Here is a 19933-nt window from a genome sequence, read left to right as displayed (position 1 = left end):
AAGTGTCTGAAAACATGACGATTATGAGTTTTTTTGATAAGATATTCGGTGATTCTAACAGTAAAGTTAGCGGTTCTGGAGCAGAAATGTGGAACGATTTAACAGAAATAAAACAGTTAGACGAGATAGTGGAGGAGTCACAGCAAATTCCTGTTATTATCTTTAAACACAGCACTCGCTGTGCCGTTAGCCGAATGGCTTTAAAGCAGTTTGAACAGGAATATGCTATTGATGCCGATAAGGTTAAACCGTACTTTTTAGACCTATTATCTCACAGGGATATATCTAACGAAATTGCCGACCGATTTGACGTAATGCACCAGTCGCCACAAATTATACTGATTAAAGAAGGAGTGGCTGTGTATGATACTTCTCACAGCGCTATTGATGCCGGTGTAGTGCAGAGGATAGTATATAGTTAATATTCTCAAAATATAAAGGAGCATCTATTATTGGGGCTCACGAAAGATGTATTTTTCATTATAGTCAATGTCAAATTTTTTTAGAAATTCAAGGTATTCTTCCCTGAAAGATTGCTTTTTATGATGCTCTTCCTGCTTATGTATATAGTTAATGACATTTTCTACATGTGATTTACTGTATGAAAAAGCTCCATAGCCTTCCTGCCATTCAAACTTTCCCCTAATAAAGCCTTTTTGGTTAATCCATAATGATGAGTTACGTTTAATATCTTGTAATAAATCAGAAACTGACTGTGTAGGTCTCATTCCTATAAAAATGTGTATATGATCGGGCATGCCGTTAATGGCTAAAAGCTTATGTCCGTTATTTTCTACAATGCCCGAAATATAAAGGTAGAGCTCTTTTTTCCAAATAGGAGAGATTAGAGAAGTTCTGTGTTTAACTGCAAAAACAAACTGTAAATGTATTTGGGTATAGGTATTTGCCATGAGGTAAGATGTTTACTACAAACATAACAAATCTATTTATTCCCTATGGGAAAATAAATATCATGATGTGAATTTCTACCAATATAAAATCCCTAACGGGATTTAGAAGTTAGCTTGTAATAATTTCTTTTCGGGAAACACCAGAATCCTGTATAAAGAGATATTAAAAACATAAAACTCTGTAACGATTATTCTATAAATCCAGATAATATTTATACATAAATCGCTTATCCCGTTAGGGATTTTATATTGGTAGAGAATAGGATGTTATAACGTATTGTTTCCCTTTAGGGAATAAATAATTATATTTTCCATTTTTTGTGCAATCTCGTTTAAGCACAAATTGTTTATACTGCCTTCATGAGAATGTTTTGTGGCTTTAGGCGAAACAAACGTACCGTTCTCTACCTGTTCACCTACAACTTTATAAGCATCTCTAAAAGGTATACCCTGGGCTACCAGTTCGTTAAGCGCATCTACCGTAAACAGATAGTCGTATTTTTTATCGTCAAGTATATTATCATTAACCTTGATTTCCTTAATGGAATAGTGTGCCATTTCAAGGCATGATTTCAACGTTTGTAAAGAAGGGAAAAGCCCTTCTTTAAGCAACTGAAATTCCCTATGATAACCGCTTGGTAAATTATTGGTTATAAGAGTAAGCTCATACGGCAATGCCTGTATTTTATTACACTTACCACGAATAAGCTCAAAAATATCGGGGTTCTTTTTATGTGGCATAATGCTCGACCCTGTGGTTAAGTGCTGTGGCAGACTTATGAAATTGAAATTCTGACTCAGGTACAAACAAATATCCATAGCCAGTTTTGATAATGTCCCCGCTACCGATGCCAGTGCAAAGGCTGTTGTCTTTTCAGTTTTACCACGGCTCATTTGTGCGCTTACCGAATTGTATTTCAAAGTAGCAAAGCCCAGTTCGTTTGTGGTAAAAGTCCTGTCTATAGGGAACGAGCTTCCGTACCCTGCCGCCGAACCTAACGGATTCTGGTCGGTTACTGTTAGGGCTGCATTTAGCATAACAACATCGTCAATAAGGCTTTCGGCATAGGCAGAAAACCACATCCCGAATGATGAAGGCATCGCAACCTGTAGGTGTGTGTATCCCGGTAAAAGTACATTTTGATGCTCATTAGCCATAGCCATAAGCAGGTCAAAAAGTTCCTTTACCTGTTGTTTTATGGTAGTAAGTTCAGCTTTTAGGTATAAGTGAACATCGGTAAGAACCTGATCGTTACGCGAACGTGCCGTGTGTATTTTTTTTCCGGCATCGCCCACCTTTTCAGTAAGCAGGTATTCTACTTTACTGTGTACATCTTCAAAGCTGTCTTCAATCGCAAAGTTTCCGGCTTTGATGTCTGCCAGTATTTCTTCCAGTCCGGTAAGCAGTTCACTTACTTCCTTATCGTTTAATAGTCCTGTTTTTCCAAGCATTTTGGCATGTGCCATAGACCCTATAACATCATATTCTGCCAGTACAAGGTCAAGCTCACGGTCATTGCCTACGGTGAATATATCGGTTTTTTTATCTGTTGGTATGCCTTTATCCCAAAGTTTCATTACTGTTGTTTTAATGTGGCCTCATCGGCCGTTTTGGTAGTATAATTAAGGAATTGAGAAAGTATTTTTATATACAGTTCAACCCCTTCTTTAATTTCATTGATATAAATAAACTCGTCTGCCGAGTGTGAACGCAGTGATAATCCCGGTCCCAGTTTTAACGACTGGCAACTTAGTACCGACTGGTCTGAAAGGGTAGGGGAACCATAGGTTGTCCTGCCTAGTGCTATTCCTGCCTGTACAAGTGCGTGCTCTTTTGCGATAGACGATGAGTTAAGGTGCAGTGACCTTGGTTTTACTGTTACTTTACCATTCTCAATACCCGATTTTATGGTCTCCAGTACTTCAAGGTTGGTGTAACAGTCGTTTACCCTTACATCTACAACCAAATTACATTCCGCCGGAACAACGTTATGCTGTTTTCCTGCATTGATTTGGGTAACCGTCATTTTAACCGGACCTAACACTTCAGATACCTTTTCAAATGTATAATCCCTAAACCACTCAATAACCTTTAAGGTGTTGTAAATGGCCATATCATCGTTAGGATGTGCAGCATGCCCCGGAGTTCCGTTTATGGTTACATCCAGTACCAGTAAACCTTTTTCGGCTATGGCAAGCTGCATTTCGGTAGGTTCGCCTACTATGGCACAATCCAGTTCGGGTAAATGCTTCAGTACACTGTTCAGTCCGTTAGGACCGCTACTTTCTTCCTCTGCCGAGGCAACCATTACAATATTATAAGGCAGGTTTTCGGCCTCATAAAAGTAGGTGAAGGTAGCGATTAGTGATACCAGGCAGCCTCCCGCATCGTTACTGCCCAGTCCAAACAGTTTACCATCCTGCTCAATAGCCTCAAACGGATCTAAAGTATAAGCCTGATTGGGCTTTACGGTATCATGGTGTGAGTTAAGCAGCAGGGTAGGCTTACCTTCGGCAAAATGCTTGTTATAAGCCCATATATTATTGTTTTCCCGTTTAAAAGGGATATTGTTATTATTAAACCATGCCTCAATCAGTTTTGCCGTATTCTCTTCTTCCGATGAAAAAGACGGAGTGGCAATAAGTGATTTAAGCAGGGATATTGCTTCTTCGGTTAGGGTATGTATCGTTTTTAAACTCATAGGTTTTGTTTTTAGAGCGACACCTGTGTACAGGTTGTATCGTTCTGTTTTATCATTTCCGGACTGCCTATATATACTGCCGATACCCCTTTGTTAAGGGCATCATAGCAGTTTTCCAGCTTAGGCAACATTCCCGAATGGATTACTTTTTCTTCACGTAACTGGCTGTATTTACTAAAATTAAGGTTTTTTATAATTGAATCGTCATCATCGGCATTACTAAGCACCCCTTTTTTCTCAAAGCAATACAGCAGGTTTACGTCAAAATCGTTACTGCAGGCTACGGCCAGTGCACTGGCAATGGTGTCGGCATTGGTGTTAAGCAGTTGCCCGTTACCATTGTGTGTAATGGCACAAAATACAGGGACTACATTTTGCTGTAATAATACTTTTACTAATTCATGGTTTACTGAAACGATATCACCTACCCAACCAAAATCGACAGCGGCATTCTTCCTTTTTTCGGAAAGTATCATATTACCATCAGCCCCTGTAAAGCCCAAGGCATTGCTTTGCAATGCCTGTAACTGTGCCGTTATATCTTTATTGATAAGTCCTGCATAGGTCATTACCGCCACATCCAGCATAGGCTTATCGGTAATTCTCCTGCCTTCATGAAAAACGGGAGTAATGCCTAAGCCTTCGGCTATTTTGGTTGCTATTTTGCCTCCGCCGTGTACCAGTATTTTGTAACCGTTTAGTGCTGCAAAATCTTTAAGGAATGCCTTAAGGGCAGATTCACTGTCAATTACATTGCCACCTATTTTTACAACGGTAAGTTTTGGCTTATTCTCCATGCTCCAGTATTTTGGTCAGTATTGCCTGTGCGGCATACGTCCTGTTATTGGCCTGGGCTATAACGATAGATGTTTCACTGTCCAGTACCTCATCTGTAACAATCATATTTCTCCTTACCGGAAGGCAGTGCATAAACTTAGCATTGTTGGTAAGTTTCATCTTATCGGCTGTTACGGTCCACGACGGATCTTTACAGGTTATTTGCCCGTAATCTATATAATTACTCCAGTTCTTGGCATAAATAAAGTCGGCATCGGCAAAAGCCTCATCCTGATTGTGTGTAATGGTAACCCCTTTGGTAAACTCAGGGTTAAGTTCATAACCTTCGGGATGTGTGATAACAAAATCAACATCGGCCTTTTTCATCACCTTAACGAAAGAGTTAGGTACTGCATGCGGCAGCGCTTTAGGATGTGGTGCCCATGTAAGTACCACTTTAGGCCTTTTTACGGTTTTGTATTCCTCTATGGTCAGGGCATCAGCTACAGCCTGTAAAGGGTGTTCGGTAGCACCTTCAAGGCTTATTACCGGAACAGATGCATATTTTTTAAAGGCAGAAATTACCTGCTCTTCCTCATCTTTTTCCTTATCGGTAAGGGTAGGGAAGCTTCTTACGGCAATAATGTCACAGTATTGTGATACAACCTGTGCAGCTTCTTTAATGTGTTCGGCTTTGTTGCCGTCCATTACTACGCCGTCTTCAAACTCCAGTGCCCAGCCTTCGGTATTAAGGTTCATCACAATGGCATCCATCCCAAGATTAAGGGCAGCCTTTTGTGTACTGAGCCTGGTACGTAGGCTAGGGTTAAAAAACAATAGTCCCAGGGTTTTGTTTTCTCCTGTTTTTTTGTTGGCAAATGGTGCCTGCTTTATGTTTTTAGCTAACGTAATCAGTTCGTTTAGATCCTGAATGTCGTCTACCGAAGTGAAGTATTTCATTTTGTAATTAATTGAAAAATAACTTATAAATCCTTTAATGCATTTTTAAGACCGATAAAAAAGCGATCTATGTCCTCCTTGTTTATAGACAGTGGCGGTAATATGCGCAGCAGGTTTTTTTGTGATGCGCTACCGGTGAATATAAACTCGTTATAAATCAGTTTTTTCCGTAATTCGTTTATCTCAAAATCAAACTCAAGTCCCAGCATGAGTCCGCGTCCTTTGATGTTTTTAACCTGTGGTATAAGGGCAGCCTGTTCCTTAAAATAGGTACTCATAGCATTAACATTGTCCATAAGGTTTTCCTGTTCTATAACATCAAGCACCGCAGTTGCGGCTGCACAGGCAAGATGATTACCGCCAAAAGTAGTTCCCAGTAAACCGAATGAAGCCTTAAACTTAGGAGAGATAAGGATACCGCCTACAGGAAAGCCGTTACCCATACCTTTTGCCATAGTGATGATGTCCGGCTTTATATCATGGTACTGATGTGCGAAGAATTTACCCGAACGCCCATAGCCACTCTGTATTTCATCCAGTATAAGTACTGCATCATTATCGTTGCAGGCTTTTTCTATAGCCTTAAAGAAAAGGGTAGTGCCCTCATCCAGTCCGCCTACACCCTGAATCCCTTCTATAATAACACAGCAAACATCACCTTTAGCCAGTTCTGCTTTTAAGGCTTCCTCATCATTAAGCGGAAGGAAAACCACTTCGTGCCCTGCATTGATTGGTGCAACTATCGATGGGTTATCTGTAGCGGCTACTGCGGCAGAGGTACGTCCGTGGAAAGCCTTATTAAAAGCAATAACTTTCTTTTTACCGTTATGGAACGATGCCAGTTTAAGGGCATTTTCATTGGCTTCGGCACCTGAGTTACAAAGGAAAAGGCTATAGTCAGGATAACCCGAAAAGCTAACCAGTTTTTTGCCCAGTTCTTCCTGTAACGGATTTTCGATAGAGTTGGAATAAAAGCCAAGCTTGGCTACCTGCTCGCTCACCGCCTTTACATAAAGCGGGTGTGAATGCCCGGCAGAGATAACCCCGTGACCTCCGTAAAAATCAAGGTATTCCTGTCCTTTATCGTCCCAAACTTTTGCCCCCAGTGCCTTTACCGGAGTTATATTATATATAGGGTATACATTGAATAAGTTGCTCATTTCTTTTTTTATTTAACCTGCAAGGTCTTTATCCTTGTAGGTTTAGTTTTTTATTTAGCATACCTACAAGGTTTTTAAAACCTTGCAGGAAATTATTAAAAACCGGTAGCCTTAAGCTGTAGTCCGGTGGTTTCGTCCAGCCCGAACATCAGGTTCATGTTTTGTATTGCCTGTCCCGAAGCGCCTTTTACAAGGTTGTCTATTACCGATGTGATTAAAAGGTAATCGCCCTTTTGCTCCAAGCTTACAAAGCATTTGTTGGTTTGTACCGCCAGTTTCAGGTGAATACTATCGGTAGTAACCCTAACAAAAGGTTCGTTACTGTAATATTTTTCATACAGTGCTGTAACCTCATCAAAGCTTTTGCTTAACTTGGTATAAAGTGTTGCAAATATCCCACGGGTAAAATCACCACGGTTTGGGATAAATAATACCTCCTGATCAAAACCATTTTGCAGCTGCCCAAGACTTTGTATAATTTCGCCCATGTGCTGATGCTCAAAAGCCTTATAATGCGACATATTACCTATACGCCAGGGATGGTGTGAAGTAGCCGATGGCTGAACTCCTGCACCTGTACTGCCTGTAGTAGCATTAATGTGTACCGCATTGTTTAGCAGCCTGTTTGCTGCAAGTGGTAATAAGGCTAACTGTATAGCTGTGGCAAAACACCCCGGATTAGCAATGTACTGTGCCTGTTTAATTTGGTTCTTATTCAGTTCCGGAAGACTGTATACAAAGTTTTTACCATTAAAGGCAGCATCTTTCTCTAAACGGAAATCATTCCCTAAATCTATTATCCTCGTGCTTTCCGAAAACGCATTGGCTTCCAGAAAAGCAATCGACTTACCATGTCCTAAGCATAGGAAAACCACATCAACATTCGGGTTAACCGTATCGGTAAAGTTAAGTTCAAGATCGCCAAACAGGTCCTGGTGAACACTAGCTACCGGACTGCCCGCATTTGTGGTGCTGTAAACAAAATCAATATTTGCCTGCGGATGGTTAGCCAGCAGTCGTAACAATTCGCCTGCTGTGTAACCTGATCCGCCTATAATACCAATGTTAATCATAGCTTTCTCCGTTTACCTGTGCATAAATGTTTTGTGCGTTGCCTAATATCTTAATAAAGCCTTTGGCATCGTTTGATGTCCAGGCGTTGTTCACCTCACCATACTGCCCGAACTTGGTATTCATCAAATCGTGAGCCGACTCAATTCCGTCCAGTGTGAAGTGATAAGGTTTTAGGCTTACCGTTACCGTACCTGTTACCGTTTTTTGAGTGTCCTCTAAAAACACTTCCACATTTCTCATTACAGGGTCAAGGTATTGCCCTTCATGAAAAAGCATTCCGTACCAGTTGCTCAGTTGCTCTTTCCAGTACAGTTGCCATTTGCCCAGTACGTGTTTTTCCAATAGGTGGTGTGCCTTAATGATGATAAGCGGAGCAGCTGCCTCAAAGCCCACACGTCCTTTAATACCAATAATGGTGTCACCTACGTGTATATCTCTGCCTATAGCAAAAGCAGAAGCCAGCGCTTCAAGCTTCTGGATATTAACCGAAGGTTTGTCAAATTCGTTATTGATACCTGTAAGTTCGCCTTTTTCAAAATGAAGAATAACTTTTTCAGGTTGTGTTTTTGTTAAAGGAGAAGGGTAGGCCTCTTCCGGTAACGGTTGTGATGAGGTTAGGGTTTCCTTACCGCCTACACTCGTACCCCATATCCCTTTGTTAATAGAGTACTGTGCTTTTTCCCAGCTATACTCCACACCGTTTTCCTGTAGGTAAGCCACTTCTTCCTGACGTGTAAGCTTAAGGTCACGTATAGGAGTAATAATAGTCATTTCCGGAGCTATGGTTTGGAATACCATATCAAAACGAATTTGATCATTACCTGCACCCGTACTGCCGTGAGCAATTGCTTCGGCACCTACGCTTTTTGCATATTTAACCGTTTCCAGTGCCTGGAAAACTCTTTCGGCACTAACAGAAAGCGGATAGGTATTGTTTTTAAGCACATTACCAAATACAAGGTACTTAATTGCTTTTTCGTAATATTTATCAATAATATCAAGGTTTACGTGGAGGGCACTGCCCAGCTCGTAAGCCCTTGTTTCTATACCGTTTAATTCTTCGGGCGTAAAACCGCCTGTGTTTATAAGTATGGTATGCACTTCATACCCCAGTTCGTTTTTTAGGTACTTAAGGCAGTAAGAGGTGTCAAGACCGCCGCTGTAAGCTAAAACTACTTTTTTCATTATACTTTTTCTTTTTTAAGGAAAAGTGCCAGCTTTATATTTTTAAGCCTTAGCAGCACTTTTTTGTTAAACGTGTATTTTTCTTCTGTTTTCTTTTTGGCCGGGTCATACAGCATACCGGTACAAAGGCACATTTTGTACTCTTTGCGCTCCAGTATATCGAAGTTTGAACAGCCACGGCATCCGTTCCAAAAGCTTGGATCGTCTGTAAGTTCGCTAAAAGGCACCGGCTTGTAGCCCAAATCAGAATTGATTTTCATAACCGCCAGTCCTGTGGTGATACCAAATATTTTTGCTCCCGGATATTTTTCCTGAGAGTATTTAAATACTTTTTCCTTTATTTTTTTTGCAAGCCCCAGTGCCCTGTAATCAGGATGCACTATAAGGCCTGAGTTTGCTACAAACTTGCCGTGAGACCAACTTTCTATGTAGCAAAAGCCTGCAAACTTTCCGTTTACGGTTGCTACCACAGCATCGCGGTTCTCCATTTTCTTCATAACATACTCAGGGGTTCTTCGGGCAATACCCGTACCTCTTTGTACGGCAGAAGCGTTGATGGTCTCACAAATTTCTTCTGCAAATTTGTAGTGCTCTTCGTGAGCTATTACAATAGATACATTCATTTCAGTACTAATAGAAATAAATTAATATATGATCAATAAAATAAACAGGGTAATTGGAGCCGGACGGACCGGACCATAGTGATATTGCAGACCTTACGGCCTGAATCGTCGTCGATTCTCTAAAGAATTAGGATTAGATATAAAAGAATGATCTTTTACTACAGACCTTAAAAAAACAGATAGTGTTTTCAATTCCGTTAAAATAAGATTAATACTAAATAAAGTACACCCAGTATGTGGCAGGTATAATTATACCAACCGCACAACCCGGTAGTTAAGCCGGATAGCTGTTTGATTTTTAGGGAGTTTAGTATTAAATCTATTTTTATTCATCGTTGCAAATTTATAACATAAATTAAACGATGGCTGTTAAATTTTATATAAGCCTGTATTTTTAACTAAAAAAAGGCAAAAACCGATTTTGATTTAATATTTTAAATTTTTTTGAGGTTTAAATTTTTAAATATTAATTTTTTTAAGCTAAAAAATTAGGGTAGTGGTATAAAAAAGCCCCTCATTTGAGGGGCTTAAAGTATTATTTTTTGCTGAAAGGCGGTAATAATTTGCTGCTTACCTCGCCAAAACCGATTCTAACCTCATCGTTTTGACAGTAACCTCGCATAATTACAGTATCTCCGTCTTCAATAAATTTACGTTCTTCTCCGCTGTTTAATTTAAGCGGATTTTGTCCGCCCCATGTAAGCTCCAGCATAGAACCGAAACTGTCTGGTGTTGGTCCCGAAATAGTACCGCTACCCATTAAGTCGCCCGAGTTAACACGGCAACCGTTTACAGTATGGTGAGCCAGTTGCTGAGACATACTCCAGTACATGTACTTAAAGTTAGAGTTACATATAATGGTTTCTTCTCCGTTTTCAGGAGCTAAACCTACCTGTAACTTAATGTCAAACGCGTGTTCTCCTGTTTGCTGAAGGTACTCTAAAGGCTTAGGATCATTTTGCTCCGGTCCTGCAGTACGGAATGGTTCCATCGCATCCAGTGTTACAATCCAAGGAGACATTGATGATGCAAAGTTTTTAGCAAGGAACGGACCTAGCGGCACATATTCCCATTTTTGAATATCACGTGCGCTCCAGTCGTTAAACAGTACCATACCAAAAATATGGTCTTCTGTTTCGTTTACAGGGATTGGTTCGCCCATTATGTTAGCATCGGTAGTGATAAAAGCCATTTCAAGCTCAAAGTCAACTCTTTTTGAAGGACCGAATACCGGCTGGGTTTCTCCCGGAGGAAGTGTTTGCCCGTTAGGACGGTGTACCGGTATGCCCGATGGTACAATGGTAGAACTCCTACCGTGGTAACCTACCGGAATATGTAGCCAGTTTGGTAAAAGGGCATTATCAGGATCACGGAACATTTTACCTACGTTTGTAGCATGCTCGCGGCTTGAGTAAAAATCAGTGTAATCACCAATAAGTACCGGAAGCTGCATTTCCACATCCTTAATGTCAAATATTACGATTTCTTTTTGTTTCTCGTTATCCCTTAGTTTAGGGTTGTTAATGTCGAAAATATCCGCAATACGGTTTCTTACCAAACGCCATGTTTTTTTACCGTCTGATATGAAATCGTTAAGGGTATCCTGCATGAACATATCATCTGTAAGCTCAATGCCTTCAAAATAGTTTAACTGTTGCAGTGCACCTAAGTCTATTGCGTAGTTTCCTATTCTAGTTCCTATGGTAATTACATCGTCTTTAGTGATAAAAACGCCAAAAGGAATATTCTGTATAGGGAAATCGCTGTTTTCGGGTACATTAAGCCACGATTTTCTGGAAGGGTCGTTTGCTGTTAATGTCATATTACTTTGTTTGTGTATGATTTTGTTATTCAATTATCAAATATACTTTGCTATATCGTTTTGACAAACGATTTTTTGTATTTTTGACGGCAAATTAACGAAAAAATATAAAATGCTACGCGACGAACAAATTTTCGACCTGATCCTTGAAGAACAAGACAGGCAGATTAACGGACTGGAACTTATTGCATCAGAAAACTTTGTGAGCGACCAGGTAATGGAAGCAGCGGGTTCTGTACTTACTAATAAATATGCCGAAGGTTATCCGGGAAGGAGATATTATGGCGGATGTGAGGTAGTAGATGTTATCGAGCAAATTGCCATAGACAGGGCGAAAACCTTGTTTGGTGCTGAGTATGCAAACGTACAGCCACACTCGGGATCTCAGGCTAATGCTTCTGTATTCCACGCTTGCCTTAAACCGGGTGATAAAATATTAGGTTTTGATCTTTCTCACGGTGGTCACCTTACTCACGGTTCTCCTGTAAACTTTTCAGGTAGGTTATACCAGCCTGTATTTTATGGTGTAGAGAAAGAAACCGGAAGGCTTAACTACGACAAAATACAGGAGATAGCTACACAGGAACAGCCTAAAATGATTATTGCAGGTGCTTCTGCCTACTCTCGTGATATGGACTTTAAACGCTTTAGGGAAATTGCCGATAGCGTAGGTGCTTTACTTCTTGCCGATATTTCTCACCCTGCAGGACTTATTGCTAAAGGTTTATTAAGTGACCCAATACCTCACTGTCATGTTGTTACTACAACAACTCACAAAACCCTTAGAGGGCCAAGAGGTGGTATGATATTAATGGGTAAAGATTTTGAAAATCCATGGGGTATTAAAACTCCTAAAGGAGAAGTAAGAATGATGTCGTCTTTACTTGATGCTGCTGTTTTCCCTGGTAACCAAGGTGGACCGTTAGAGCACATTATTGCTGCTAAAGCTGTTGCTTTTGGTGAGGCTTTAAGTGATGAGTTCTTCCGTTATACACTACAGGTACAGAAAAATGCTCAGGCTATGGCCGAGGCTTTTGTTAAGAGAGGATATGATATTATCTCCGGAGGTACAGATAACCACATGATGCTTATTGACCTTAGAAACAAAAACATTACAGGTAAAGAGGCAGAGAATGCTTTGGTAAAAGCTGAAATCACTGTTAACAAGAACATGGTTCCGTTTGATGATAAGTCTCCGTTTGTAACATCGGGTATCCGTGTGGGTACGGCTGCAATCACTACACGTGGTTTAGTTGAGGCTGATATGGAAACTGTTGTTGCTCTTATAGACAAGGTTATCACTAACTTTACTAATGAAGAGGTTATTGAAGAAGTTGCTGATGAGGTAAACGGTATGATGGGTGAAAGACCTATTTTTGTTTACTAATAAAAAACACTAAATAGTATATATAAAAATCCCTCCTAATCAGGAGGGATTTTTTTTGAGAAGAAAACACGTCTCTATGAAAAAGACTAACCTAATTAACCAAAACCTTTTTTGATGTTGTTTTCTCTCCCGTTTGCAGTTTTACAAGATACAGGCCTGATGTTAAATTGTTTATGTTTATGGTGTTTGTAATGCCGCTAAGGTTTGTTTTTTGAAGCACACATTTACCTGTTACATCATAAATGTAAATATCATATCCGTTATATTCGTTACCCAGTGTTATAGTGAAACTTTCGTGAGCAGGGTTAGGAGATATGGTAAATGTATTAGCCTCTTTAAAATCGTTTAATGATAGTATACAACCCGTATCGAGTGTATATTTTGCAATGAAAAAGTCTCTGGAAGGTATTGAAGTACCAGCCTGATTTACAGAAACTACCTCGGTAGTGCCTGATGAAGGATCTAAATCAAGTCCGCCTACATAAGTACCCGCAATAGTAAGGCTGTTATTTTTTACCGTAAGAGGCATGTGAGAGTTAAGGTCAAGAAATTCGGGGTTACCTGTACCACCAATTTGGAATGCGCCGCTAAGGCTACCTTCATCAGAAAAAACAGCTACATATACATCGTCTTTACTAAACGATTGTGATGACATAATAAAATCACTCTCGCTTGTGTCAAAGTCACAAATTCCTCTAAATTCCCCCGATATGTATATAGTATTACATTCATCTGTAGTTACATCAAAAGGCAGGTTAAAGTTATTTTCTGTACCAGAGATATGATGAGCCCAGTTTAGATTTCCTTCGCTACTGAATTTTGCAATGTAAGTCCCAAAGTTAGCCGTGTTGGTAAAAGTTTGTTCTACCTCCCCATTGTTAATTATTTGTATGGTGCCTATAATGCTTCCTGTAAGGATTACATTGTCTTCGGTATCAGTAGTCAAAGTATTGAATACCACTGATGAGCCTTCCGTATTAAGTAACAGCCTGTTCCAAATCAGTTCGCCTTCGGGAGAGTATTTGATAAGAAAACCGGCACTTACATCAGGGTCAGGAACACTTGTAGAAAGTATATTAGTTTCCTGGGAAAAATCAGTGTCAACAGATCCGGTAAATGCACCTGTAACAAATATATTTCCGTTGCTATCGGTTGCTATACCTGTAAGTTCCGACCTTACATTGCTTTTCAGGTCTTTCACCCAAAGAAAGTTTCCGTCATAGTCAACGGCATGTATAAAACCATCAACCGTATTAGCAGTATTGTTATGAGTTTCGGTTTCCGAAAAATCAAAATCGTTTGTTCCGGCAGTGCGTCCTACTATTTTTACAACCCCACCCGAGGCTTCTATATCAAAAGGGGCAATGTCGTTTTCAAAATTATCTGTAAATAGGGTTTTAGTCCATATTTTAGTACCGTTAGTATCCCATTTTGAAACAAAATACCCTGCAAGTCCTATGCTTGATTCTCCGGTAACATAAAGATTATTATTTTCATCGATGGCTATGGCTGTAGGTCTTTCCTCTCCAGAGGTATTTGTTTCGGCAAACAGTAGTATATTGTGTGCCCATACAAGGTTTCCGTTAGCATTATACTTGGCTATAAACACATCGTCATCTCCGGTAGAGGTAAGTTGTGTTGTACCTTCAGAAGGGTCAAAATCAACAGTATCATGGAAAATACCTGTAATGTATATGTTTCCGTTATCATCGGTAACCATGCCACGTGCCAGTTCGCCGTGTTCAGAATCACCTCCTACAGACTGCCCATATTGTAATGTTACATTTTGTGCCTGCATGCCTATACTTAGCAGTAGTGTGGCAAAGGCAAAGAATTTCTTTTTCGTAATTTTTTTAATCATGTTTTAAGGCTTTGAATTTTTTTGCCAAATTAGCAGTTAACCTAAAACACAGTTAGTAAATTACACGATGTGGTTTATTTTCTTGATAAAAATGCCTGTTTACCTTTTTAAGAGTTTTGTATTGATAAACTCGTCAAAGAGTTTGTTTTTGAAAGAGTTACCAATAGGGAAGTTGTTGTCGTTAATACAAACACTATCGGTACTTATACTTTGTATCGCTTTTTTTGACACTACATATGATTTATGGATTTGTATAAAAGTACTGTCGGGCAGTTTTTCCATAATAAGCTTTAGAGTAAGGTAGGCAATAACACGGCCTTTATTGGTATGGATGATTACATAGTTTTGCAATGACTCTACAGCGCTAATATCACTGTATGAAATTTGCTCATAAATACCGTTGCTTTTTACAAAAAATGAATCGGTTGCCTGGTTTTGACTATCGGTTGTAGATGCGATATATCCCTGAACCTTTTTTGCAGCTTTTACAAAACGCTCAAACGGAATGGGTTTTAACAGATAATCTATAATATCTAATTCATAGCCTTCTAAGGCATATTCCTGATAGGCGGTTGTTATAATAACAGGAGGGAGGATGTTGCCCAGCTTTAAAAAATCAATCCCCGACATTTTAGGCATATTAATATCAAGAAACATAAGGTCTACTTTATTGTTCTTAATAATATTCATGGCCTCAAAAGGATCCTGCGCCTCAAAAGAGGCCTCAAGGAAATCAGTATCCTCAATATATTCGGTTATACCCTTACGGGCAGTAAATTCATCATCTACAATAAGACATTTTAGTTTACTGGTCATAATCATTCAGTTTTATTGTGAGTGTAACTTTGTATGTGGTAGTGTTGTCTTCAATTTTAATAGTATGCCTGTTAGGGTAAATAAGCTCTAACCTTCGTTTTACATTAAGCAGACCTATACCGTTGTCATTAGCTCCGTTATCCTTTATGCTTTCCCTGACGTTTTTATCGTTTTCAATCTCAAAGATAAAAGTGTCTTCGGTTTTATCCAGAAGAATATTGATGGAGTTTGTTTGATTACTGTCGTTCCTTAAATGCTTAAATGCATTTTCTACAAAATTAACCAGTAGGAGTGGGGCTATCTGGAAATTAATTACATTATGGGTAATATCAATATTACATTTAATATTGCTGTCATTTTTGCGGAGTAGCTGTAGTTGTACATAATCGTTAAGGTATTTTATTTCTTTCTCAATATTTACAGTATCCAGGTTACACTCGTATAACTGATAACGCAGTATTTCTGAAAAACCTATAAGTGCTTCGCGTGCTTCTTTATTTTCTTTATTGATTTTAAAATAAATGGTATTAAGGGAGTTGAAAAGAAAATGCGGATTGATTTGGGCTTTAAGGTAATCCAGCTCGGTTTCAACAATTTCTTTTTGTTTCTTTTCTACCAGAGCCTTTTGTCCTTCAATAATAAGTTCTTTGTTTTTTTGCAGGTATTTAAGCCTTGCATATACTAACAGCATTATAAGGGTTACAATAGCTATAATAAAATAAAGTGTCTTTTTGGTACTCTTTTCTTTTTCAATTTTGGTATCGGCAAGTGTTTTTATGTAGGCAATTTTTATACTATCCAGTTCTTTTTTCTTTTCATAAGCATATTGAAACTCTTTTTTTAAAGCTTTTGCTTTTAGTTGTTCCTCTTTAATGCTGTCGGCTATAGTGAATTCTAGCGTCTGCATTTCCAGTGCTTTTTTATAGTTCCCTTTTGCGGTATATATTTTTTTATAGAATTTAATATTGGTTTTCCTGTCGGCTGTTATACCATATACTTTAATTTTTTCTTTAGCAAGGTCAAGGCATAAAAGCCCCTTATCTAATGGAAGGCTATTGTAATGTGAAGCAGGAATAAAAGAAGGTATCACTGTAGGCTTGTTTACTTTTCCTGTTGCTTTTTGAACAGAGTCCATGGTAAAATAATCATCTCCCAGCTGATTAGCAGCCTGTATAATACCTACATTATTGTCTACCTGTTTGTATAAATCATAGCTTTTAGAGTGAAGCAGTATGGCATTATTGTAATCTCCTGTTTTTTTATTAGCAGTACCAATAGAATTATAAGCGTCGGCTTCAAGTGATGTATACCCTCCGGCTTTAGCTAAATGAAGTGCTTTATTTGCATAGTATATAACCGAGTCGTATACCTTTTTCTTTCGGTAAAGATCTGAAAGGAATATGTAGTTATAGGTAAGTATATAATCATCCTTATTCTTTTTCAGTTCTTTTAGTGATTTTTGGTAATAGCTTAATGCTTTATCATATTTCTTCCTGTCAGAAAAAATAAGGCCTATGTTGAGGTAAGAAGCTGTTAGGTTGGGGAGGTTATGTTTTTCTTTAAGTTTTAAAACCTTAAAATGATATTCTATTAGCTTTTCATCATTATCTGTTTCACCATAAAGTACAGCCATATTTTCATAAATAGCAGTTAGTGTACTATAGTCTTTTAATGTAATAGCTAATTGAGCCGCTTTATCATAGTAGTTAAAGCTTTTCTCAACCTCTTTTTTTTTGGCGTAAATTTTACCAAACAGCAGGTAACTGTTGGTTATTGATGTGCTGTCCTGTTGTTTTAGGCTGCTATTGAGCTTAGTCGTATTTAACGAAATGGCTTTATCATATTCACCATTGTATAAATAGACTCCTATCATATAATCTTCCAGAGTATAGAGTATAGACTGGGCTTCTTGTTTTAATGTATTGTCTTTAATTAGTTTTTCGCCCAGTTTATGTGCCTTATTGTAAAAAGCTACGGCATTAGTGTCGTATGTATGGTTAACAAACTCAGTTTTTAAGGAGTCAAGGGTTTTAATATCGTTTTGAGCAAAACAAAAATTGCAGCAAAACAATAAGGTAAGCAAAAAGCCGGTATGGTAAAGTTTAAAAGCGTTCAAAAAGTTTTTTAGCCTTAAAAATAAGCGAAAAGTGTTTGAAGGGGTATGTTTTTTTGACGAATGTTGGCTTTTTCCTGATAAAAAGGTGCAGGTGCTGTTTTGTAAAATGCCTATAAATGAAAAAGACCCGTGGGTGGAAGCCCCTGGGTCTTTAAATTGTTGGCCCATAACATGACCAGCAATGAGCGGCAAATGTATTGCTAAAATTTGATTAACACTACAAAAAACTGCTTTATTTTATCTAATTATTATTTCGTGTTTGGTAAGCAGCCCTTTAAGTCCTGACTCTGAAAATATTGCCTTTTTAAGTTTATTCTTTTCGGGGTCTATAGTGTAGTTGTAACTGGTAGAAAAATCTACTTTATTGGCAATAGTATCCAGAAAAATGCTCTTGTGGAGGTTACAATTATCAAATATTACGTCGGTAATATCAGCATTCATAAAGTCGGAAGCTATAATCTGGCATCCTGTAAATACAGTCCCCCTCATTTTTAGGGTATAAAACTTGGTATAATCTAATATGCATTCCTTGAACTCAAATTTAAAAAGGAGGTCGTCTACCATGGCAAAATTCACTCCTGTAAAGTTACAGCCGGTAAACATCACATCCCTAAACGATACATAGTTAATTTTTGCTTCGGCAAAGTTGCAGTTTATAAATTCACAATCGGTAAATGCTACCCCCAGGTAATTGCACTGTGTGAAATCACAATCGGTAAAAGTACAGCGTTCGTAATCCTTGTACATAATATCGTCAGGACCAAACACTGTATTGTTTATTTGTGTGTCGAGTATATAGTTTGCAGACATGTTTTTGTATTAAAGTCGGCAAGTTAACCATAAACGCGCCTTATTTTGTGATTTTGTTAAAACAAAATGAATGTTAGATTGGCTAACTTAGTGGAAACTAATAAATAATAAAAACCAACAACATGAAAAAGATTGTAGTAACATTCGTTTTTTTATTAGGTGCATTAACCATGCAGGCTCAAACCTTTGGAGCCAGCGGACTAAGTGTAAAAGGAGATTATTCGTCTGCCAAGACAGATTACAATAAGTGGTTAAGAATAGGCAATACCTTTGATGCTACCATGAAATTTGAACAAACCGAACAGGGACTTGATCAGGCAATAGGCTTAGTACAGCGTATGCTTATTGAGAACAACCTTGAGATTGGCAGACCTGATGTTTACAAAAGTGTAGGGGCAGAAGGAACAGCTAACAAAGCTTCTAAAGATTTAAACGAACTGATAATGAAAGGAAAAACAAGAGTTAACCTGGCATGGTTTTCTCCCGATGGTTCTACACTGCAACTGTTTTTAGATAAGAACAGTTATGAGGTTAATGTAATGAATGCCTACAAAGTAAGATAAATTGTATCTTAGTTTCCCTAACCGGGAAATATGGATTCGCTTAAAAAAATACAGCAAACCGTTTTTAGTCTGCATCGTTTACCTGATGCCGAATGGGATATTTTTGTACAAATATTGACCTACAAAACCTTTCAAAAAGGTGATATCTTAACAAAGGAAGGCGAGCACGAACACCATATCTACTTTTTAGAAAGCGGAGTGACCCGTAACTACTTTTTAAAAGAAGGGAAGGAGTTTACTGTTGCTTTTCATTTTTCGGGCGAATTTGTTACAGCTTTTTATTCCCTTATAACAGGCACGCCAAGTGTAGTTACTATTGAGTTTTTAGAAGACGCCGAAGTAATAGCTATACCTTACAGTGATTTAGAGGTATTTTACCAAAATTCATTTCACGGTGCTACAGTGGGCAGGAAAATGGCAGAAATGCAGTATGCTCACAGACTGGAAAAAGAAATGGATTTACTTTCTCTTACTGCCGAAGAGCGTTATGTAACACTATTGGAAAGAAACCCTGAGCTTGTTGCAGCTATTTCTGTAAAACACCTTTCTTCCTTTTTAGGAATACAACCCGAAAGCCTTAGCCGGATAAGAAAGCAATACGCACGAAACTAACATACATCATTTTTTATAGGCTATTACAGTCCCAACTTTGCATTGATCAAAAAACGGACAGTTATATGAATGTAGTAATAGTACTTTTTACGGCTTTTATTGTAGGTATACTTATAAGTAAGCTTACCCAAAAAGATTTTAAATGGCGTTTTAACGGTAATCTTGCCATGTGTTGTATGCTATGTTTTACGGGTATGGGGCACTTTTTGTTTACAAAGGGAATGGCAATGATGTTGCCTGATTTTATACCTTACCGAGAGGCTTTGGTGTACATAACAGGAGTGGCTGAGTTTATATTTGGTATACTACTATTATTTCCTGCTTACCGAAAAATCACAGGGGTTATTTTGGTACTGTTTTTCATCTTTATACTTCCGGCTAATATTTATGCGACCTTGCATAATGTGAACCTTATGCATGCAAATTATACAGGTAAAGGGGTAGGCTATTTGTGGTTTAGGGTTCCGTTACAGGTGTTTTTAATTGTATGGGTCTATATATTTTCTGTAAGAGAGAAAAAAAATAATAAGCTATTGTTTTAAAAATCAGTTTTT

The 19933-nt window shown here is 38.4% G+C and carries 19 protein-coding genes; 5 read left to right on the top strand and 14 right to left on the bottom strand.

Annotated elements, in window-relative coordinates; all coding sequences use genetic code 11:
- Positions 1 to 23 precede the first annotated feature (23 nt).
- Positions 24 to 422, top strand: a complete 399-nt coding sequence (gene ytxJ / locus GN157_RS04785; protein ID WP_157481968.1) for a bacillithiol system redox-active protein YtxJ — start codon at positions 24 to 26, stop codon at positions 420 to 422.
- Positions 423 to 449: 27 nt separating this feature from the next.
- On the opposite strand, the gene tnpA is transcribed toward ytxJ, so the two are convergent.
- The 10 genes from tnpA to fahA all read right to left on the bottom strand — a co-directional run bounded on the left by tnpA (position 450) and on the right by fahA (position 11214).
- On the bottom strand, positions 450 to 911 hold the full coding sequence (gene tnpA / locus GN157_RS04780) for an IS200/IS605 family transposase (protein ID WP_157481967.1): 462 nt from the start codon (positions 909 to 911) through the stop codon (positions 450 to 452).
- Positions 912 to 1178: 267 nt separating this feature from the next.
- Positions 1179 to 2489, bottom strand: a complete 1311-nt coding sequence (argH, locus tag GN157_RS04775) for an argininosuccinate lyase (RefSeq protein WP_157481966.1) — start codon at positions 2487 to 2489, stop codon at positions 1179 to 1181.
- Complete coding sequence (locus GN157_RS04770; protein WP_157481965.1) at positions 2489 to 3613, bottom strand: M20 family metallo-hydrolase; 1125 nt, start codon at positions 3611 to 3613, stop codon at positions 2489 to 2491. The genes argH and GN157_RS04770 overlap by 1 nt, the downstream gene beginning before the upstream one ends.
- Positions 3614 to 3624: 11 nt before the next feature.
- On the bottom strand, positions 3625 to 4410 hold the full coding sequence (argB, locus tag GN157_RS04765) for an acetylglutamate kinase (protein ID WP_157481964.1): 786 nt from the start codon (positions 4408 to 4410) through the stop codon (positions 3625 to 3627).
- Positions 4400 to 5350: an N-acetylornithine carbamoyltransferase gene (locus GN157_RS04760; protein ID WP_157481963.1), complete on the bottom strand. Its 951-nt coding sequence runs from the start codon at positions 5348 to 5350 to the stop codon at positions 4400 to 4402. The genes argB and GN157_RS04760 overlap by 11 nt, the downstream gene beginning before the upstream one ends.
- A 23-nt stretch (positions 5351 to 5373) precedes the next feature.
- A complete protein-coding gene (locus GN157_RS04755; protein WP_157481962.1) occupies positions 5374 to 6510 on the bottom strand; it encodes an aspartate aminotransferase family protein in 1137 nt (378 codons plus the stop codon).
- Between the two features lie 95 nt (positions 6511 to 6605).
- Positions 6606 to 7583: an N-acetyl-gamma-glutamyl-phosphate reductase gene (gene argC, locus GN157_RS04750; RefSeq protein ID WP_157481961.1), complete on the bottom strand. Its 978-nt coding sequence runs from the start codon at positions 7581 to 7583 to the stop codon at positions 6606 to 6608.
- On the bottom strand, positions 7576 to 8769 hold the full coding sequence (locus GN157_RS04745) for an argininosuccinate synthase (RefSeq protein WP_157481960.1): 1194 nt from the start codon (positions 8767 to 8769) through the stop codon (positions 7576 to 7578). The genes argC and GN157_RS04745 overlap by 8 nt, the downstream gene beginning before the upstream one ends.
- On the bottom strand, positions 8769 to 9392 hold the full coding sequence (locus GN157_RS04740; RefSeq protein ID WP_035131916.1) for a GNAT family N-acetyltransferase: 624 nt from the start codon (positions 9390 to 9392) through the stop codon (positions 8769 to 8771). The genes GN157_RS04745 and GN157_RS04740 overlap by 1 nt, the downstream gene beginning before the upstream one ends.
- A gap of 535 nt (positions 9393 to 9927) precedes the next feature.
- A complete protein-coding gene (fahA, locus tag GN157_RS04735; RefSeq protein WP_157481959.1) occupies positions 9928 to 11214 on the bottom strand; it encodes a fumarylacetoacetase in 1287 nt (428 codons plus the stop codon).
- Positions 11215 to 11326: 112 nt separating this feature from the next.
- Here fahA and glyA point away from each other — a divergent pair, with 112 nt between their 5' ends.
- Complete coding sequence (gene glyA, locus GN157_RS04730; RefSeq protein WP_035131919.1) at positions 11327 to 12601, top strand: serine hydroxymethyltransferase; 1275 nt, start codon at positions 11327 to 11329, stop codon at positions 12599 to 12601.
- A 91-nt stretch (positions 12602 to 12692) separates the two neighbouring features.
- On the opposite strand, the gene GN157_RS04725 is transcribed toward glyA, so the two are convergent.
- From GN157_RS04725 to GN157_RS04710, 4 genes are all read right to left on the bottom strand, one after another.
- Positions 12693 to 14462 (bottom strand): T9SS type A sorting domain-containing protein, encoded by a 1770-nt coding sequence (locus tag GN157_RS04725; RefSeq protein ID WP_157481958.1) that lies wholly within the window; start codon positions 14460 to 14462, stop codon positions 12693 to 12695.
- A gap of 99 nt (positions 14463 to 14561) precedes the next feature.
- Positions 14562 to 15278 carry a LytR/AlgR family response regulator transcription factor gene (locus tag GN157_RS04720; RefSeq protein ID WP_197429394.1) on the bottom strand — a complete coding sequence of 239 codons (717 nt, stop codon included), beginning with the start codon at positions 15276 to 15278 and terminating at the stop codon, positions 14562 to 14564.
- Entirely contained in the window at positions 15268 to 17394 is a 2127-nt protein-coding gene (locus GN157_RS04715) for a tetratricopeptide repeat-containing sensor histidine kinase (RefSeq protein WP_197429393.1), read from the bottom strand. The genes GN157_RS04720 and GN157_RS04715 overlap by 11 nt, the downstream gene beginning before the upstream one ends.
- A gap of 237 nt (positions 17395 to 17631) precedes the next feature.
- A complete protein-coding gene (locus tag GN157_RS04710; RefSeq protein WP_157481955.1) occupies positions 17632 to 18204 on the bottom strand; it encodes a pentapeptide repeat-containing protein in 573 nt (190 codons plus the stop codon).
- A 122-nt stretch (positions 18205 to 18326) separates the two neighbouring features.
- On the opposite strand from GN157_RS04710, the gene GN157_RS04705 reads away from it, so the two are divergent.
- The 3 genes from GN157_RS04705 (at position 18327) to GN157_RS04695 (ending at position 19921) form a co-directional block, all read left to right on the top strand.
- Positions 18327 to 18767: a hypothetical protein gene (locus GN157_RS04705; RefSeq protein WP_157481954.1), complete on the top strand. Its 441-nt coding sequence runs from the start codon at positions 18327 to 18329 to the stop codon at positions 18765 to 18767.
- Positions 18768 to 18797: 30 nt separating this feature from the next.
- Entirely contained in the window at positions 18798 to 19379 is a 582-nt protein-coding gene (locus GN157_RS04700; protein WP_157481953.1) for a Crp/Fnr family transcriptional regulator, read from the top strand.
- A gap of 65 nt (positions 19380 to 19444) precedes the next feature.
- Positions 19445 to 19921, top strand: a complete 477-nt coding sequence (locus GN157_RS04695; RefSeq protein ID WP_157481952.1) for a DoxX family protein — start codon at positions 19445 to 19447, stop codon at positions 19919 to 19921.
- Positions 19922 to 19933 lie beyond the last annotated feature (12 nt).

The sequence above is a fragment of the Flavobacterium rakeshii genome (assembly GCF_009741375.1).
In the GTDB taxonomy this organism is placed as follows: Bacteria; Bacteroidota; Bacteroidia; order Flavobacteriales; family Flavobacteriaceae; genus Flavobacterium; species Flavobacterium rakeshii.
Note: the sequence above shows the minus strand (reverse complement) of the source record. Positions and strands in the feature narration are given on the sequence as shown.

Bases quoted from the DNA above. Each gene is read 5' to 3' on its own strand.
- ytxJ (WP_157481968.1), top strand. From the start codon at position 24: ATGAGTTTTTTTGATAAGATATTCGGTGATTCTAACAGTAAAGTTAGC.
- tnpA (WP_157481967.1), bottom strand. From the start codon at position 911: ATGGCAAATACCTATACCCAAATACATTTACAGTTTGTTTTTGCAGTT.
- argH (WP_157481966.1), bottom strand. From the start codon at position 2,489: ATGAAACTTTGGGATAAAGGCATACCAACAGATAAAAAAACCGATATA.
- GN157_RS04770 (WP_157481965.1), bottom strand. From the start codon at position 3,613: ATGAGTTTAAAAACGATACATACCCTAACCGAAGAAGCAATATCCCTG.
- argB (WP_157481964.1), bottom strand. From the start codon at position 4,410: ATGGAGAATAAGCCAAAACTTACCGTTGTAAAAATAGGTGGCAATGTA.
- GN157_RS04760 (WP_157481963.1), bottom strand. From the start codon at position 5,350: ATGAAATACTTCACTTCGGTAGACGACATTCAGGATCTAAACGAACTG.
- GN157_RS04755 (WP_157481962.1), bottom strand. From the start codon at position 6,510: ATGAGCAACTTATTCAATGTATACCCTATATATAATATAACTCCGGTA.
- argC (WP_157481961.1), bottom strand. From the start codon at position 7,583: ATGATTAACATTGGTATTATAGGCGGATCAGGTTACACAGCAGGCGAA.
- GN157_RS04745 (WP_157481960.1), bottom strand. From the start codon at position 8,769: ATGAAAAAAGTAGTTTTAGCTTACAGCGGCGGTCTTGACACCTCTTAC.
- GN157_RS04740 (WP_035131916.1), bottom strand. From the start codon at position 9,392: ATGAATGTATCTATTGTAATAGCTCACGAAGAGCACTACAAATTTGCA.
- fahA (WP_157481959.1), bottom strand. From the start codon at position 11,214: ATGACATTAACAGCAAACGACCCTTCCAGAAAATCGTGGCTTAATGTA.
- glyA (WP_035131919.1), top strand. From the start codon at position 11,327: ATGCTACGCGACGAACAAATTTTCGACCTGATCCTTGAAGAACAAGAC.
- GN157_RS04725 (WP_157481958.1), bottom strand. From the start codon at position 14,462: ATGATTAAAAAAATTACGAAAAAGAAATTCTTTGCCTTTGCCACACTA.
- GN157_RS04720 (WP_197429394.1), bottom strand. From the start codon at position 15,278: ATGACCAGTAAACTAAAATGTCTTATTGTAGATGATGAATTTACTGCC.
- GN157_RS04710 (WP_157481955.1), bottom strand. From the start codon at position 18,204: ATGTCTGCAAACTATATACTCGACACACAAATAAACAATACAGTGTTT.
- GN157_RS04705 (WP_157481954.1), top strand. From the start codon at position 18,327: ATGAAAAAGATTGTAGTAACATTCGTTTTTTTATTAGGTGCATTAACC.
- GN157_RS04700 (WP_157481953.1), top strand. From the start codon at position 18,798: ATGGATTCGCTTAAAAAAATACAGCAAACCGTTTTTAGTCTGCATCGT.
- GN157_RS04695 (WP_157481952.1), top strand. From the start codon at position 19,445: ATGAATGTAGTAATAGTACTTTTTACGGCTTTTATTGTAGGTATACTT.